Source organism: Streptomyces capparidis (assembly GCF_054782095.1).
On record NZ_BAAGTD010000022.1, the window covers coordinates 58,868 to 73,123 of the forward strand.

General features: G+C 71.9%; 13 protein-coding genes. 2 read left to right on the plus strand and 11 right to left on the minus strand.

The features are described 5' to 3' along the window. Positions 1–35: 35 nt before the first annotated feature. The gene (gene sigJ / locus ACYVO2_RS19135; RefSeq protein ID WP_461009085.1) at positions 36–968 is read right to left on the minus strand and encodes an RNA polymerase sigma factor SigJ; all 933 of its coding nucleotides are present in this window, start codon (positions 966–968) and stop codon (positions 36–38) included. 214 nt (positions 969–1,182) lie between these two features. Between sigJ and ACYVO2_RS19140 the strand changes: the two genes are divergently transcribed. Further along, on the plus strand, positions 1,183–1,557 hold the full coding sequence (locus ACYVO2_RS19140) for a DoxX family protein (RefSeq protein ID WP_461009086.1): 375 nt from the start codon (positions 1,183–1,185) through the stop codon (positions 1,555–1,557). Positions 1,558–1,628: 71 nt separating this feature from the next. On the opposite strand, the gene idi is transcribed toward ACYVO2_RS19140, so the two are convergent. The 9 genes from idi to ACYVO2_RS19185 form a co-directional block, all read right to left on the minus strand. Next, positions 1,629–2,225, minus strand: coding sequence for an isopentenyl-diphosphate Delta-isomerase (gene idi / locus ACYVO2_RS19145; protein WP_461009087.1), 597 nt, complete (start codon positions 2,223–2,225; stop codon positions 1,629–1,631). A gap of 109 nt (positions 2,226–2,334) precedes the next feature. Then, the gene (locus ACYVO2_RS19150; protein ID WP_461009088.1) at positions 2,335–3,255 is read right to left on the minus strand and encodes an aromatic prenyltransferase; all 921 of its coding nucleotides are present in this window, start codon (positions 3,253–3,255) and stop codon (positions 2,335–2,337) included. Positions 3,256–3,414: 159 nt separating this feature from the next. Beyond that, complete coding sequence (locus ACYVO2_RS19155) at positions 3,415–4,413, minus strand: methyltransferase (RefSeq protein WP_461009089.1); 999 nt, start codon at positions 4,411–4,413, stop codon at positions 3,415–3,417. Then, complete coding sequence (locus ACYVO2_RS19160; protein WP_461009090.1) at positions 4,410–5,573, minus strand: DegT/DnrJ/EryC1/StrS family aminotransferase; 1,164 nt, start codon at positions 5,571–5,573, stop codon at positions 4,410–4,412. Before ACYVO2_RS19160 ends, ACYVO2_RS19155 begins: the two co-directional genes overlap by 4 nt. A gap of 5 nt (positions 5,574–5,578) precedes the next feature. Further along, positions 5,579–6,133: a cupin domain-containing protein gene (locus ACYVO2_RS19165; protein WP_461009091.1), complete on the minus strand. Its 555-nt coding sequence runs from the start codon at positions 6,131–6,133 to the stop codon at positions 5,579–5,581. Between the two features lie 87 nt (positions 6,134–6,220). Next, a complete protein-coding gene (locus tag ACYVO2_RS19170; protein ID WP_461009092.1) occupies positions 6,221–7,321 on the minus strand; it encodes a type III polyketide synthase in 1,101 nt (366 codons plus the stop codon). A 1,048-nt stretch (positions 7,322–8,369) separates the two neighbouring features. Continuing rightward, a complete protein-coding gene (locus ACYVO2_RS19175) occupies positions 8,370–8,558 on the minus strand; it encodes a hypothetical protein (RefSeq protein ID WP_461009093.1) in 189 nt (62 codons plus the stop codon). Next, positions 8,548–9,090 carry a hypothetical protein gene (locus ACYVO2_RS19180; RefSeq protein ID WP_461009094.1) on the minus strand — a complete coding sequence of 181 codons (543 nt, stop codon included), beginning with the start codon at positions 9,088–9,090 and terminating at the stop codon, positions 8,548–8,550. The genes ACYVO2_RS19175 and ACYVO2_RS19180 overlap by 11 nt, the downstream gene beginning before the upstream one ends. Positions 9,091–10,409: 1,319 nt before the next feature. Further along, entirely contained in the window at positions 10,410–11,084 is a 675-nt protein-coding gene (locus ACYVO2_RS19185; RefSeq protein ID WP_461009095.1) for a lytic polysaccharide monooxygenase auxiliary activity family 9 protein, read from the minus strand. 694 nt (positions 11,085–11,778) lie between these two features. Between ACYVO2_RS19185 and ACYVO2_RS19190 the strand changes: the two genes are divergently transcribed. Beyond that, positions 11,779–12,546, plus strand: coding sequence for a calcium-binding protein (locus tag ACYVO2_RS19190; protein ID WP_461009096.1), 768 nt, complete (start codon positions 11,779–11,781; stop codon positions 12,544–12,546). A gap of 230 nt (positions 12,547–12,776) precedes the next feature. Here the strand turns inward: ACYVO2_RS19190 and ACYVO2_RS19195 are convergent, their stop codons facing one another. After that, the gene (locus ACYVO2_RS19195; protein WP_461009097.1) at positions 12,777–14,105 is read right to left on the minus strand and encodes a class I SAM-dependent RNA methyltransferase; all 1,329 of its coding nucleotides are present in this window, start codon (positions 14,103–14,105) and stop codon (positions 12,777–12,779) included. Between the last annotated feature and the right edge of the window lie 151 nt (positions 14,106–14,256).

Genomic DNA, 14,256 nt, shown 5'->3' on the forward strand with positions numbered 1-14,256 from the left:
GGTCCGCGGCGGACCCGGGGAGGCGGGGGCGCGCATCAGGCCGCCCACGGCCGGAGCTTGTCGGGGTTGCGGACCGCCCAGACGTGCTTGATCCGGTCGCCCGCGAAGGCGAACGCCAGCACCACCACGGTGGCTCCGCCCTGACGGGCCACCAGGCCGGGCCGGCCGTTGACCGTGCGTTCCAGGACCGCCAGGTCGGGCGCCAGGCCAGCGATGTCGATGAAGGCGCGCGCGACCTGCTCGCCGCCGTGGATGGGGCGGAGCTCGGCGCTGACGAGGCCGCCGCCGTCGGCGACCGTCGTCGCGTCGGGGTCCAGGAGGCCGATGAGGGCGTCGATGTCCTTGGCCTCCCACGCCTGCTTGAAGTCCCTGACGATCCCGGCGCGCCGGGCCGCGGGGACGGCGGGAGCCTGCGCGGCGCGGACGCGGCGGCGGGCCGAGGAGGCCAGTTGGCGGCACGCCGCCGGGGTGCGGCCGACGATCTCGGCCACTTCGGCGAAGGAGTAGTGGAAGACGTCGTGCAGGATGAGCGCCACGCGCTCGGCCGGGGTCATCGACTCGAGCACCACGAGGAAGGCCATGTCGATCGACTCGTCGAGGGTGACCCGGTCGGCCGGGTCGGTCGCGACGCCGCCCGCCCGCCCGCTGATCCACTCCGTGCGGTCGGGCACGGGCTCGGGGATCCACTCGCCGACGTAGCTCTCCCGCCTGGCCCGCGCCGAGCCGAGCAGGTCCAGGCAGATGCGGCCGGCGACCTTCACCAGCCAGCCGCCGGGCGAGGCGATGGCCTCCTGCTGCCGCGGGGACATGGCGTACCAGCGGGCGCACGTCTCCTGCACCACGTCCTCGGCGTCGGTCAGCGAGCCGAGGAGCCGGTACGCGAGATTGATCAGCCGGCGCCGCTCGCTCAGAATCGCGCTCAGGCCGGGGTCGAGCCGGCCGGTGTCCGGCTCGGCTTGCGTGCTCATGCTGTCGCCGACTCCCTCGGTCGCTTCCGCACCCACCGATCCGCGGAGACCTCGCTCCGCGGCCGACGCGTCACCTCACATTGCGTGGGCCTGCGTCGTCGTACTGCTGAGGGGATTCGGCCGCACCTCCCCGGCCGTCCCCGCCCGGGACCCCGATCACCACCTCACGGCTCCGGCACCGGAGCCGCTCACCAACCCTGCATGGAGACCTCTCATGAACGTCACACTGTGGATCACCGCGGGCGTGCTGGCCGCGGCCTTCCTGGCCGGCGGCGCCATGAAGATGGCCCAGCCCAAGGAGAAGCTGGTCGCCTCCGGCATGGCCTGGGCCGACGACTTCGGCGACACCGCCGTCAAGGGCATCGGTGCCCTCGAGGTCCTGGCGGCGCTGGGCCTGATCCTGCCCGCCGCGCTGGACATCGCGCCGGTCCTGGTGCCACTGGCCGCCCTCGGTCTGGTGGTGGTGATGGCCGGCGGGTTCCTCACCCACCTGCGCCGCCGCGAGGCCCAGGGGATCGCGGTGACGCTGGTCCTGCTCGCCGTGTCCGCCTTCGTGGCATGGGGCCGCTTCGGCCCGCACTCCTTCTGACCCCGCCCGGGGCGCCGGGTGCGCCCCCGGCACTCGTGCCGGGGGCGCGCCGCGGCGCCGCCGACATCCCGTCAGCGCGCGGCGGCGGGCCCCGTCGCGGACCCGGCGAGCGCCGCGGCCACCGGCAGGCGTCCCGCGGCCTCGGTGGCCACCGCGACCACGCCGTGCAGCCAGGGGGCATACCGGTCCGGGTGGTCGGCCATGTCCTCGCGCAGCAGGTCCGGCTCCACCCAGCGGACGTCGGCCACCTCGGCCGGGTCCAGGTCCAGGGGCGCGTCCACCGGCACCCGGCCGACCAGCACGTGGTCGTACTCGTGCTCGACCCGACCCGTGTGCGGGTCCTCGGCCCGGTACAGGTACACCCCGGCCTCGTGCAGCGCCACCTGACGCACCCCGATCTCCTCGATCAGCCGCTGGGCGGCGGCGTCGAAGACGGTCTGGCCGGGCGCCGGGTGCCCGCAGCAGGCGTTGGCCCACCGCAGCGCGAACCGGGTCTTCACCTCGGCCCGCTGCTGGACCAGGACACGGCCCAGTTCGTCCAGCAGCATCACCGAGAACGCGCGGTGCAGCGTGCCCGGCGCGGTGTGCGCCTCGGCGACCGTGCAGGAACCGGCGACGCCGCCGTCCTCGTCGACGAGTTCCACAAGCTGCGATTCCCTGGCGACCATTGTCAGGTCACCTGCCCCTCCCGTGATCCGGGCGGCAGCGCACCGACCGGAGATGTGTACGAATCGACGGGCGTCCCGGCGGTCGTGCCGGTGTCCGCCCGGGCGTGCGCTATGCGGGCTCCTTGGCGGAGTCGTCCAGCAGCATCAGGTTCAGCATCCGGGGCCGCCACTGGTAGTACGACTGGAGCTTGTTGTACTCCCCCTTGGGCGACGAGGTGACCGCGTAGACGTACCTGCGGTCGGCCGCGTCCACCGTGGACGGGGCGGTCTTGACGAACCGCTCGACCGCCGGCTCCAGCGGAACGGGCAGCGCCGTCGGGTCCGGGGTCATCACCGCCAGGGTGAGCCGCTCGACCTTCGGGGAGTCCCAGCTCAGGGTGGTGTAGATGCCGAACGCCACCTCGCCGAGGCTCAGCATCTGCTCGCTGGGCTCGGGCAGCCCGTGCTCGCGGAGCATCGACCGGACGGTCTCCCGCTCGAAGACCTCGGCGGGCGGCTCGCCGAAGTACATGTTCACGGTCCGGTTCTTGTGGTCGATCCCGATCAGGCTCACCTTGTCGTCCAGGCCGTGCCGGGCGAAGAAGGGCACGTTCTCGCCCACGCTGCGCGGCATGGACGGGATGTCGGCGAGCTTCGCCAGGTCCTGGAGGTCGTCCGGGGAGAAGAACGACCAGGTCTTCTTGAAGCCGCCGACGACGCCGAAGTCGATGCCGTAGCAGTCGACGGGGAAGCGCTCGCGGATGTCCGCGAGCAGGGAGCCGACGGGGTGGTCCGTCTTCTCGGCGAGGCCCTCGGACACGGCGAGGTCGAGCGGATCGACGTCCCTGGGGAGCATCGTGAAGCGGCAGTCGAGCTCTCCGGCGCGGCGCTCCCCGGTCGCCACCCGGAAGGCGATCACGGACTGCGGGAGCGCGTCCCCGTACGCGGTCAGGAACGGCTGGACCTTCTCGGGCGAGCAGGGCGCGTCCACCAGCCGGGCCGCTTCCTCGATGGCCGCGTAAAGACCTGCCGTCTCGGCGGTCTCGGACATTCATCCTCCAAGTGCGTTCACGTCTGTTGCTTGAGGCCCGGTCTACGGCGGGGCGTCGTTCGGCACGGTGCGTTCGGCGGGGCGCCGGGGGCGCGGCCGGCCGGTCCGCCGCGGCGGTGACCGGCGGACGGCGGCGGCTTCCCCGGCGGCGCGGGCGGGCTACCGGGCGAAGACCAGGGTGGCGGGCGACGGCGTGGCCCGGAACGAGATGTCCTGGAAACCGGCCTTGGTGAGCCAGGCCTCGTAGTCGGCCCGGCGCCAGGTCCCGCCCTGCTTGCTCTTCAGCAGCATCTCCGAGGCGAAGATCAGCGGGAAGGGCGGGCCGCTGCGGTCGTCGTCCACGATGAAGTCGCAGATGACCAGGGTGCCGCCGGGCTTGAGGGCGTTCTTGAGCCGGGTGAGGATCGCGACGTTGTCCTCCGGCCCCTCCTGGTGGGCGATGTGGGAGTACACGGCGACGTCGTAGGCGCCGGTACCGAAGTCGGTGGTGTGGAAGTCACCGTCGACGCAGGTGAACCGGTCGCCCACGCCGCGCTCGGCCACCAGCCTGCGGGCGATCGCGTTGATCGGCCCCCAGTCGAGCTGGGTCGCGCGGGCGGCGGGGTTGCGCTCCAGCCAGATCGCCGAGTAGATGCCCGAGCCGCCGCCCACGTCGAGGATCGAGATCTCCCCGGCGTCGGCCAGCCCCAGCACGTCGGCGGCGACCTCCGCCACCGGAACGGACTGCCCGGCGATGGCCGGGACCACCTCCGCCCAGTGGGGGTTCTCGGCGACCTCCGTGGTCACGTCCGCCACCGGCCCCCCGGCGCGGACCACGTCGGGCAGGGCCGCCAGGCTGCCCATGTGGGTCAGCTTGAGCTTGGCGAAGGTGCTCAGGCAGGCGGGCTTGCCCTCGACCAGGTAGGTGGCCGCCTCCTCGGTGTTGCGGTAGCTGCCGCCGTGCAGCTCCACCAGGCCCAGGCTGACGAGGCCGTCGAGGAGGGTCTGGGCGCCCCGCTCGGAGATCCCGGCCTTGGCGGCCAGCCGGTCGGCGGTGTCCGCGCCCGCCTCCAGGTGGGTGAACAGCGCGTGGCTCGCCGCCGCGCCGAGGATGCCGGTGGCCCAGTAGCCGTTGATCAACTGCATGACCCGGTCCGGCGTCGGCTGATTGCTCTTCATGCTGCCCCCTCCTGGTTCCTGCCCGGACGCGCGTGGGCGCGGAGCGTGCCGCGCAGGGTCTCCGCGACCCGTTCGACCTGGTTCATGCTGAGCTCGGCGTGCATGGGTATGGCGAGGTTGCGCGCGAACAGGTCCGCCGAGACCGGGCACACCTGCTTGGTGTCGTACACGGGCTGCACGTGGCACGCCCATGTCCCGTGCCCGCAGCCGATGCCCTGCGCGCGCAGGTCGGCGGCCACCCCCGCCCGGTCCACGCTCTCGTCCAGCGTCACCATGTAGGACTGCCAGGCGTGAGTGCGGTCCTGCGGCACGTGCGGCAGCGTGAGGAGCTCCTCGTCGGCGAGGAGTTCGGCGTACCGCGCGGCGACGGCGCGGCGGCGCTCCAGCAGCTCGTCGATCCGGCCCAACTGCACCTGGAGGATCGCGGCGGCGATGTCGGACAGCTTGTAGTTGTAGCCGATCTCGGTGAACTCCGGTATCGGCAGGCCGACGACCTTCGCCTGGTCGAAGATGCTGCCGATGCCGAAGGACGACCGCACCCGCGCGTCGGCCGCGAGCGCCGGGTCGGCGGTGAGCAGCGCCCCGCCCTCACCGCTGCTGGCGCCCTTGCGCCCGTGGAAGGACAGGCACGCCACCGGGGCCAGCGCCCCGGCCTCCCGCCCCTGGTACGTCGCGCCGACCGCGCAGGCGGCGTCCTCGACGAGGAACAGGCCGTGGCGGTCGGCGATCGCCGTCAGCTCCGCGTAGTCGGCGGGCAGGCCGACCGTGTCCACCGCGATCACCCCGACCGTGCGCGGACCGACCAGGTCCGCCACCGCCTGCGGGTCCACGGTGCCGGTGTCGGCGCGCACGTCGGCGAAGACCGGGACCGCGCCCACGTAGCGCACCGCGTGGGCCGGGGCCGGGAAGGTGTAGTCGGCGACGATGACCTCGTCGCCCGGCTCCACGCCGAGGGCGAGCAGGGCCAGGTGGAGCGCGGCGCCGCAGTTGCTCAGCGCGACCGCGCCGCCCACTCCGTACCGCTCGGCGAGCTGGGCCTCCAGCGCCTTGCCCCGCGGGCCCTGACCGGCCGGCCAGCCGGAGGAGAACACCTCCGCGACGGCGGCCAGCTCCTTCTCGCCCAGACTCGCGTACACCAGGGGAATCGTGTCCGTGGACATCTCCGCTACGCCTCACCTTCTGCTCGACGGGAATTCGGGGAAGAGGGCGGCTCGTAGCGGAGCGGCGTGATCTGGTTGACGTCGTAGCGGTCGCGCAGCCGCTGCACCGCGTCGGGATCCACCGCCCCGCCGGCCGCCCAGATCTCGGCGATCTCCTCGAAGTAGCGCTCGTGATCGGGTGACGGGTAGCTCTGGAAGAGCATGCGCGCAGGCTTGTCGGTGGAGTTCCGGAACGCGTGCGGGCAGCCGGGGGGAACGAACATGCAGCTTCCCGCGCCCGCCCGGACGACGCGGTCCCCGCCGGCGGACTCCCACTCGTGCCAGCGGTCCTCCGTGCGCTTGGCCGGCTCGAACGCCAGCAGGTCCAGCTCGCCCTCCAGCACGTAGAAGAACTCCTGCGAGTGGTGATGGCTGTGCGCCCCGACGTCGAAGCCGGGCGGGACCACCACCTCGAAGGTCGAGACGACCGAGCCGTGCGCCTCGGTGACCTTGAAGGTGACCTCCTGCGCGCGTGTGACCAGCTTTCGACCCTGACCGGGTGGGACAATGAGGCCCGTCATGCGATTCGCTTCCTTGTCGTTCTGTGCTCTTTCGGCCCGAGGCTGTGCTCTGTCGGCCCGAGGCCGGACCGCCTGAGCCCGAATGGCTCAGGGCAGGACGCTGACGGACGCCGCCGGAGTCCGGTCCATGGCGCTCGGCACGTCGGCGGCCCATCGGCCCACCGCCATCTCGGCCGTGATGCCGGGGCCGAAGCCCGCGATCATGCCGGTGGCGCCCGGCATCGGCGCGTCCTCCTCGAAGAGCCTGCGCAGCGCGTCGAGCACGACGGCGCTGGCGATGTTCCCGTATTCGGTCAGGGTCGCCCAACTGTGGCGGAACATCTTGCGATCGACGTCGAGGAATTTGCTGAGGTCGTCGAGAATCCGCGGACCGCCGGCGTGGATGATGTAGAAGTCGAGATTGCGGACGTCCCAGCCGTGGTCCGTGGCGAGTTCGCGCAGCACCGGGGCGAGCGGTTCCATGGTCCCGGGCACCCGGCGGTCCAACTGGAAGTGGAAACCGGTGGACCGCACGGCGTAGGAAATCCAGTCCTCGGTGTTCGGGATGAGGTAGGAGGCATTGCGCTCCAGCGCCACACCGGTGCCGCCGCTGCCCCGCACGACCGCGGCCGCGACCGCGTCACCGAACAGCCCGTCCGAGAGCAGCGAGCCCACGCCGTCGTCCTCGGGCTGGTAGCACAGCGAGCACAGTTCGCACGAGACGATCAGGACATTGCTTCCGGGGTAGGCCGTGCAGAAGTCGTGGGCCCGGTTGATCGCCGCGCCGCCCGCCGCGCAGCCCAACTGCGCGATGGGTATCTGCCGGGTGTCGGACCGGAATCCCATGGCGTTGATCAGCCAGGCGGTGAGCGACGGCATCATGAAGCCGGTGCACGACACGTAGATGATCGCGTCGATGTCCCGCGCCGTGAGTTCGGCGTTCGCCAGGGCCTGTTCTATGACGCCGGGGCACCGCTTCTTCGATTCGAGCTCGTAGATGCGGTTGCGTTCCTCGAATCCCGGGTGGCGGAGCGTTTCCTCGATGGGCTGGACGATGTGCCGCTTCCGCACTCCGGTGTTCTGGATCAGGCGAAGCGCCAAAGGAAGCTGCGGCTTTCCGGCGTGTACTCCTCGGGCAAACTCCAGCGTCTCTTCCATGGTGATGACGTATTCCGGCACACTCACCGACGGCTTGCACAGTCTAGGCATGTCTGGAATCTACTTTCTTTAGAGTCTGCCTTCTGAGGTGAAAAGCTTCCTCACAGTCTCCCGATGCTGCCCGGTCGGGCCACGGCAAGGTCAGCCGTAACGGGGCTGCCACAGCGCACCTCCAGGATGGGGCTCGGGTATACACCCAGCACCGTCCCTCATCCCGCTAGCCATTGGCTTGATACCGCCTTGACTTGCCGTCGGTTCGAGGCAACGACCACCGAGGCACAGGCGGCTGCTGGTAGGGCGCGGCGCCGGTCGCGGGGCGCGGACCTCGGCGCGGTCCCCCGCCCGGGCGCGCGGGGCCGCGCGGCCCACCGACGGGGACGAGGGGCTGCCGCGGGGAGCGCGGCACGGGCGCGTGTGCGGGCGTGGACACGCACGACGGCGAAGGCGGTAGGGGCCGCGGCCGGCGCGGCGGACACGGCGGTGCCCGGGAGAGGTTCGCCGGCGCTCGCGGAAGTCGGCACGGGGGCCAGGCGCGCGATCGCGCCCGGCATGGGGCAATCAGGGGGTTTCACCCGGCCACTGCCCCTGCTCGGCGCCGTTCCGCGGCCGGGGACACGGCGATCCGCCCTCGCACCGCCTGGAACCATCCAGCGCGATGAGGGCGGACTCAGGGCTACTATTATATGTATAGATTCTTCGCTGCTGGTTGTCAACGATCGCACGTGTCGGTCCGTCACCCGCGGACTCCCCCTCACGAGCGCCCCGGGCGTTCCTCCGGACACCGGGTCGCGCCGCCACTGATGACAGGTCAGGTGCACCCGGGCGGTCGTGCTCGCCCCGGGTGTCGCAACATTTCGGTCATGGTTACGGGACACGGCGGCCAGCGGCCGCGGCGGACGCCGAGCACCGGGCGGCGAACCCCTCCTGCGCGCCCGGCCGGCCGGTCCGGCCGGACCCCGGCGCACCGCCGCGATCCCGTACGTCCACCCGGGTGAACCACCCGTGATCTGCGGGAACGCGGCGCCGGAGCTCCCCGCCACCCGCGGGGCCCGTCCGGCGGGTCCGACCCGGCGGCAGGCCACCGCGTCCTCGTCGTCCCCTACTCGTCCCTGGCTAATTGGTCGAGGGTGGCCGTGACATCGTCGGGATGGTAATAGGCGCGGCCAGTGTGCGTGTAGCGGCGCCACTGATATGTGTGCGCATAGCGGTAGACGGTGCCCTTGGGAATCCGCCAGACGGAGGCGATGTCATCGGCGGTCAGGCCGGCCGTCGCGATCTCACGCTTCAAGCACTCTCTCCTTGGCTCGTATCTGGCGGGCGAGCCTGGTCCACCAGGTGACCGGCCAGGAATGGCCGGGCGAGATGGTGCAAGCGATTTCGGAGGGAAGAACCTCGCCCTGCGGGCGGATGAAAGCGACCAGCTCACCACCGCAGTCGCCGTAGGGGCAGCCGCCGATCGGCACCCGCCGGACGCTGTTCGGATAAGCGATGCCGCGTGCGGTCCGCGTGAGTTCCTGGATCTCGCCCGCCATGTCGCCCGCGGCGGGGTGGCGGATCAGCCACTCGACATGCCGGCACAGGAATCGGGCGAGTGCCGGGACGTCCCGGGCCGGGGGATCCAGTCGGTGTTCTTTCACGACCAGGCCCGCCCAGGACGCCAGGACCGTACGCATGGCCGCTCGCACCTCGGCGGCCGCGGGATTGATGGTTTGCGTGGTGGCGCTTTTCCGGGGAACCTTCCGTATCACCCGCACCACTTCCGGGCCCGCGCCCGTGCCGCAGTCGGAATAGAGTGCCGGAATGTTCAGCAGATTCTTCACCAGACGGTCCCGGCACATCGTGCACAGGAATCGTCCGTCACCCGTACTTCCGGGTCCTTTTTCTGAATTTCGGCATGCTGCGGCTTGACACAGCCCCCGTCTTACCACTTGACATAGCCCCCGTCCTAACCAACATGAGCATGCCCTCGGGCCACTCAGTCGTGAATTGGCGCCTGCGCACCCCCTGACGCGCGGAGGATGCACGGGGCACTTACAGGACTGGGAACGGGCCGTACAAGGGCGGCAAACTCGCCATACGTTGGCCGGTCCACGATCTTCGAGAGCCGCAGCACTCGTCAAGGGGCCACCGGCATCTGCCGATGTGACAGGAAGCACACCGGTCGTGAATTGATCGTCCGTCAATCCTCTGGTATTCGGCGGCAATTCGGTCGATTATGGCGGGATCACCATAGCCCGGATGAGTGCGACGCCCGTCCGCCGGCGAATCGGCAGGTCGGCCCGCCGGGCGGATGGCCGCCCGCCGGCACTGCCGGCGCGCCGCCGGCGCGCTGTCGCACCGCGGCCGGTGCGGGACCGGCCAGATGTCGACCCGGTCAGGGCCCGCGCTGCGTAGCCGCCGCGGCCCATCCCGCCCGACGGCGCGGTGCAGTCTGCGCAGACGTTCCGGCGGCACCCCGCCACCCGGCGCCCCTCGCGCCCGCCCGCCTTCCCCGAACCGCCCCGGCCACACCTGGCGGAAGGCGGCCAACCCCCCTCCCCGACACGCATTTCCGCACCGGACGCGAACCCGGGGCGGCGGGACGGCTTTTCCGCCACCCGGCAGGAGTTCGGGACCAACCGCTATACGGCTTTGCCGTCCCAGCGCGGCAGAACCAGGCCCCCGATCCCACGGGCCGATCCCGTGCGCCCGCACCGCCGACGAGGTGAACACAACGCCCTCAGCCCCCGGTCCCGGACCACTCGAGTGGCGCGTCAATTGCAACCTGTCGCCTCATCGACAAAGGCGCACGGAACCGCCGCCGGTCGGTCAGCCGTCCCTTTCCGCGGATTGCGGGATCGCCACGCACTCCACATGCCGCGTCATCATCCCTGGGCCGCCGACCGGGGACCGGCCCTCCGCCCCCCTCTTCAGCCCCGCGCGGGTCCCTCGCCGCGGCGTCGTCGGCGAGGGTCGGACCACCTGCGCGGGTACGCCGGTGCGGCTGCCGCGCGATCGGGTGTGCTCGCACCGGGAGCACGGGTAGCCCCGTCGGGGCAGAGTGACCACATGGGTCCCCTGCCCCGACGGGGCTCGGTCGGCCGGGCGGCGGGTTACCGGCGCCCGGCGAAGCCCGGTGCCGTGTGCGGCGCTCTCCGGCTCAGCCGAAGTTCACGTCACTGCACCACATGTAGGCCTGGTCGAGGTGCGAGGCCTGCCAGATCACGAACAGGATGTGGTGTCCGGTGTAGCCCGATGTGTTGACGTTGAAGCTGATGTTCTGCGCCGGGGCGTAGCGGCCGGTCTGCGTGATGAAGTCGAGGTTGCCCCAGCCCAGGGTCTGGGTCTTGGGGTTGAAGCCCTGCTTGCTCACGTAGACCTTGAAGTAGTCGGCACCGTGGGACGCCTGGTCGTAGAGCTGGACCGTGAAGTTGTTGCTGACGTTGGTCGTCTTCCACGCCCCGGGCTTGTTCAGGCTGGCGTTCCGCGAGAGGTTGTTGCTGCACAGGGTCCCGTCGGGGGTCCGCGCCTGGAACTGGCCACCCAGACCGTCGCGCAGCGCGCTCATCCAGTTCCACATGGTGTCGGGATTGGCCTGGAACGCCTGGTAGCACATGGGGTCTTCGGTCTGCATGGCCGGGCTCGTGTGGTTGCTGCCCCACGTCTTCCAGCACTGGTACGCGCGGGTGGCGGGGTTGATGATGGTGCCGTGGGCCTGGGCGGGGGCCGACCAGGCCAGTGCGCCGACAACCATGGCGAACAGCATGACGAGCGCCTGGAGCGGACGGCGGACGGCGGACCGGGAACGCCCGGTTGATGGGCTCTGCATACGCATGTGGGGGGAACTCCTTCCAGGTGCGAAGCACTATGGGAGCGCTCCCAACGGTACGACTCGTCGGTGAAATGTCAATGAAACAAACGCAGTTGATTACCGGGGTGGGCGGCGAGCAGGGAATCTGCCGAGAGCCGGGAGTCGGCCCCCTTCCCGAACCCGGAAAGCGCGGAGGCGACCTGGACCGGCGGGCGGGGCGATGCCACGGAGGGACGTTCGCGGCACGGCGACGGGACCCGGTCCTGGCGTGGGGCTCCGGTCTCGCCGGGCAGGTTGCCTGGTGGGAGCGGTGACTGCATGGCGCGTCGGGCGGGGAACGCGGCCGACGTACACAGATCGACCTCAGCGCGCTCCAACGCACCCGGGCCGCCGCCGCGGCCTCGAGACGCTCGCCGAGCAGGTGCCGGAACACTTCCCCGGACCGTCGGCCGGGCCATGTGGCGCGGCCCCTGACTGGTCACGCCCGGGTCCGTTCACCGCGCGAATCCTGCCACGACGACACAGGGAGCACCCCTGACCAGCAGAAACCAACCAATCACAGCCGGCGGGGCATCGTCTCCCCATGACGACTCGTGAATACGGGGTCTTGCAGATCCTCCGGACCATCAGGGGAGACTGCCCCTCACGACCGTCCGCCCGGTCCCCCGGCAGCACCACGCCAAGCGGGTCGACCGTCCCCCCACCGAGATGAGGTCTCATGAACCGAAACCGAGCCACTGTCAGCGCGGTCGCCGTGACCCTGTTCGTCGCCGGCCTCGCCGCCGGCCCGGCAGCAGCCGCCCCCGCCGAGGCGAAGGCCCGCGTCGGCGCCGACTGGACGACTCAGTCGATCGTCTTCACCGCCGCCACAGGACAGACCAACGACCTCAACATATTCTCCATGTACACCGGTGACGGGGTCCGGCGGATCGGCATCAGCGACGTGGTCCCGCTCGCACCGGGCGACCACTGCGCGTACTCCAGGCCCGAGGACACCACCTCCGTCGTCTGCGAACTGCCCGTCGGCAGCTCACGGCCCGACAGGATCGACGTTTTCCTCGGCGACGGCAACGACACGATCGCCGCCTTCGACCCCGGGATGGGCACCGTCAGCGGCGGCCCCGGCGACGACGAACTGCACGCCCACACCGCACGCACGGTGCTGGGCGACGCGGGGAACGACATGGTCATGGGACACGCGGCCCTGCACGGCGGCGACGGCATGGACCACCTGATGGGTGACAGCAGCAACCAGCGGATGTGGGGCGGCCGGGGCGACGACATGATCGAGGGCTACGGCGGTGACGACACCGTGCACGCCGGTCCCGGCGACGACCACGCCATGGGCGGGGACGGCCGCGACATCCTCCTCGGCGGCCCCGGCAACGACACACTGCACGGCGAGGGCGGCGACGACCTCGTCTGGGGTGGCACCGGAAAGGACACCGTCGACGGCGGACCCGGCCGCAACATCGTCCTCCCGTAACCGCGCCTCCCTACCCGAAGGCCCTGGCCCGCGGCGCGAACAGCGTCGCGGGCACCGAACCGCCACCGTCGGCGACCCGCCACCCGAGCCGCGTCACCCCGCCGACGCCGCGGGCGGCAAGTCTCCGCGCGACCCGCGCAACCGGCCCGGAGGCGGGCCGGTGCGCGCGGATCGGCATCCCGCGGGCCGAAACCGGGCCGGACCCATCGAGGTCGCCGCGGAACCGCGGGTCAGGCGGCCTTCTCGGCCGGCTCCAGGATCGCCACGCACTCCACGTGCTGCGTCATCGGGAACAGGTCGAACGCGCGCAGCGACGCCGGGCGGTAGCCGTGTTCCGCGAAGAAGGAGAGGTCGCGGGAGAGGGCGGCGGGGTCGCAGGCCACGTAGGCGATGCGGCGGGGGGTGAGGCGGGTGATGTGGGCGACGGTCTCACGGCCCGCGCCCGCGCGCGGGGGGTCCAGGACGACCAGGTCGCACTCGGTGATGCCGGTGCGCGGCAGGACCTTCTCCACACGGCCCTGCTCGATCACGACATTGTCCAGGTCGCGCAGGTTGTGCCGGGCGTCCTCCACCGCCTGGCGGGAGGACTCCAGGCCGAGCACCGCGCGCACCCGCTCCGCCAGCGCGCCCGCGAACAGGCCCACGCCGCAGTACAGGTCGAGCGCGGAGTCGCCCCGCCGCGGGGCCAGGCCCTCCAGCACCGCGGAGACCAGCGTGTCGGGGGCGGCGGGGTGGACCTGCCAGAAGCCGCCCGCCCCGGCCCGCCAGGTGCGGCCCGCGGCGCGCTCCCGCACGAAGGGGCGGCCGTGGACGCGGTGCACGCCCCCCTGCTCGTCCACCCGCAGCACCGACACCGGCCGGTCCAGCTCCACCAGCGGCAGCCTGCCGCCGGGACGCGGGGTGATCACCACCTGGCGGTCGCCCGAGCCGGTGGCGGCGATGGCCTCCACCGTCGCGATGTCCGGCCAGCTCCGCGACTCCACGCCCAGCTCCTGCACGCCGGGCGCCGCGATCAGGCAGCGCGAGATCGGCTGCACCTCGTGGGAGCGGTGGCGGCGCAGCCCGGCGCGGCCTTCGGCGTCCACCGCGTACTGCACCCGGGTCCGCCAGGCGGGGACCTGCCCGGCCGGGACCTTGTCGTCCGGGTGCGGCTCCACGCTGCCGTCCCAGCCCGCCGCCTGCGGGGTGAGCCCGGCCAGGCGGGCCAACTGCTCGGTGATCACCTCCACCTTCAGGCGCCGCTGGGCGCCGGGGGTGGCGTGCTGCCAGTCGCAGCCGCCGCACCTGCCGGGCCCGGAGAACGGGCACGGGGCGGGGATGCGGTCCCGGGAGGCGGTGATGATCTCCACCGCGTCGGCCCGCAGATAGCGGGACTCCTCGGTGCCCTCGGTCACCTCGGCGACGACCCGCTCGCCGGGCAGGCTGTGGCGGACGAACAGCACCCGGCTGCGCCCGTCCTCGCCGGGGGCGGTCCTGGCCACGCAGTGCCCGCCGTGCGCCACGGGGCCGACCTCGACCTCGTACCGTTCGCCGACCAGGGAGCGGGGGTGGTTCTGCACGGAGCTCTGCTTTCGGGGTCGGGGCTTTCGGGGTCGGGGCTTTCGGGTCGGGCTTTCGCGTCGGGCCCGCCTTCGGGGCCCCGCCGGACGGGGCTTTCGGGTGCGCGGGGCGCGGGCGGGCCGAGGTGGGGAGGGTTCAGTGTACGGCGGG

Bases quoted from the DNA above. Each gene is read 5' to 3' on its own strand.
- ACYVO2_RS19155 (WP_461009089.1), bottom strand. From the start codon at position 4,413: ATGAAGAGCAATCAGCCGACGCCGGACCGGGTCATGCAGTTGATCAAC.
- ACYVO2_RS19190 (WP_461009096.1), top strand. From the start codon at position 11,779: ATGAACCGAAACCGAGCCACTGTCAGCGCGGTCGCCGTGACCCTGTTC.
- idi (WP_461009087.1), bottom strand. From the start codon at position 2,225: ATGGTCGCCAGGGAATCGCAGCTTGTGGAACTCGTCGACGAGGACGGC.
- ACYVO2_RS19170 (WP_461009092.1), bottom strand. From the start codon at position 7,321: ATGCCTAGACTGTGCAAGCCGTCGGTGAGTGTGCCGGAATACGTCATC.
- sigJ (WP_461009085.1), bottom strand. From the start codon at position 968: ATGAGCACGCAAGCCGAGCCGGACACCGGCCGGCTCGACCCCGGCCTG.
- ACYVO2_RS19185 (WP_461009095.1), bottom strand. From the start codon at position 11,084: ATGCGTATGCAGAGCCCATCAACCGGGCGTTCCCGGTCCGCCGTCCGC.
- ACYVO2_RS19140 (WP_461009086.1), top strand. From the start codon at position 1,183: ATGAACGTCACACTGTGGATCACCGCGGGCGTGCTGGCCGCGGCCTTC.
- ACYVO2_RS19165 (WP_461009091.1), bottom strand. From the start codon at position 6,133: ATGACGGGCCTCATTGTCCCACCCGGTCAGGGTCGAAAGCTGGTCACA.
- ACYVO2_RS19150 (WP_461009088.1), bottom strand. From the start codon at position 3,255: ATGTCCGAGACCGCCGAGACGGCAGGTCTTTACGCGGCCATCGAGGAA.
- ACYVO2_RS19160 (WP_461009090.1), bottom strand. From the start codon at position 5,573: ATGTCCACGGACACGATTCCCCTGGTGTACGCGAGTCTGGGCGAGAAG.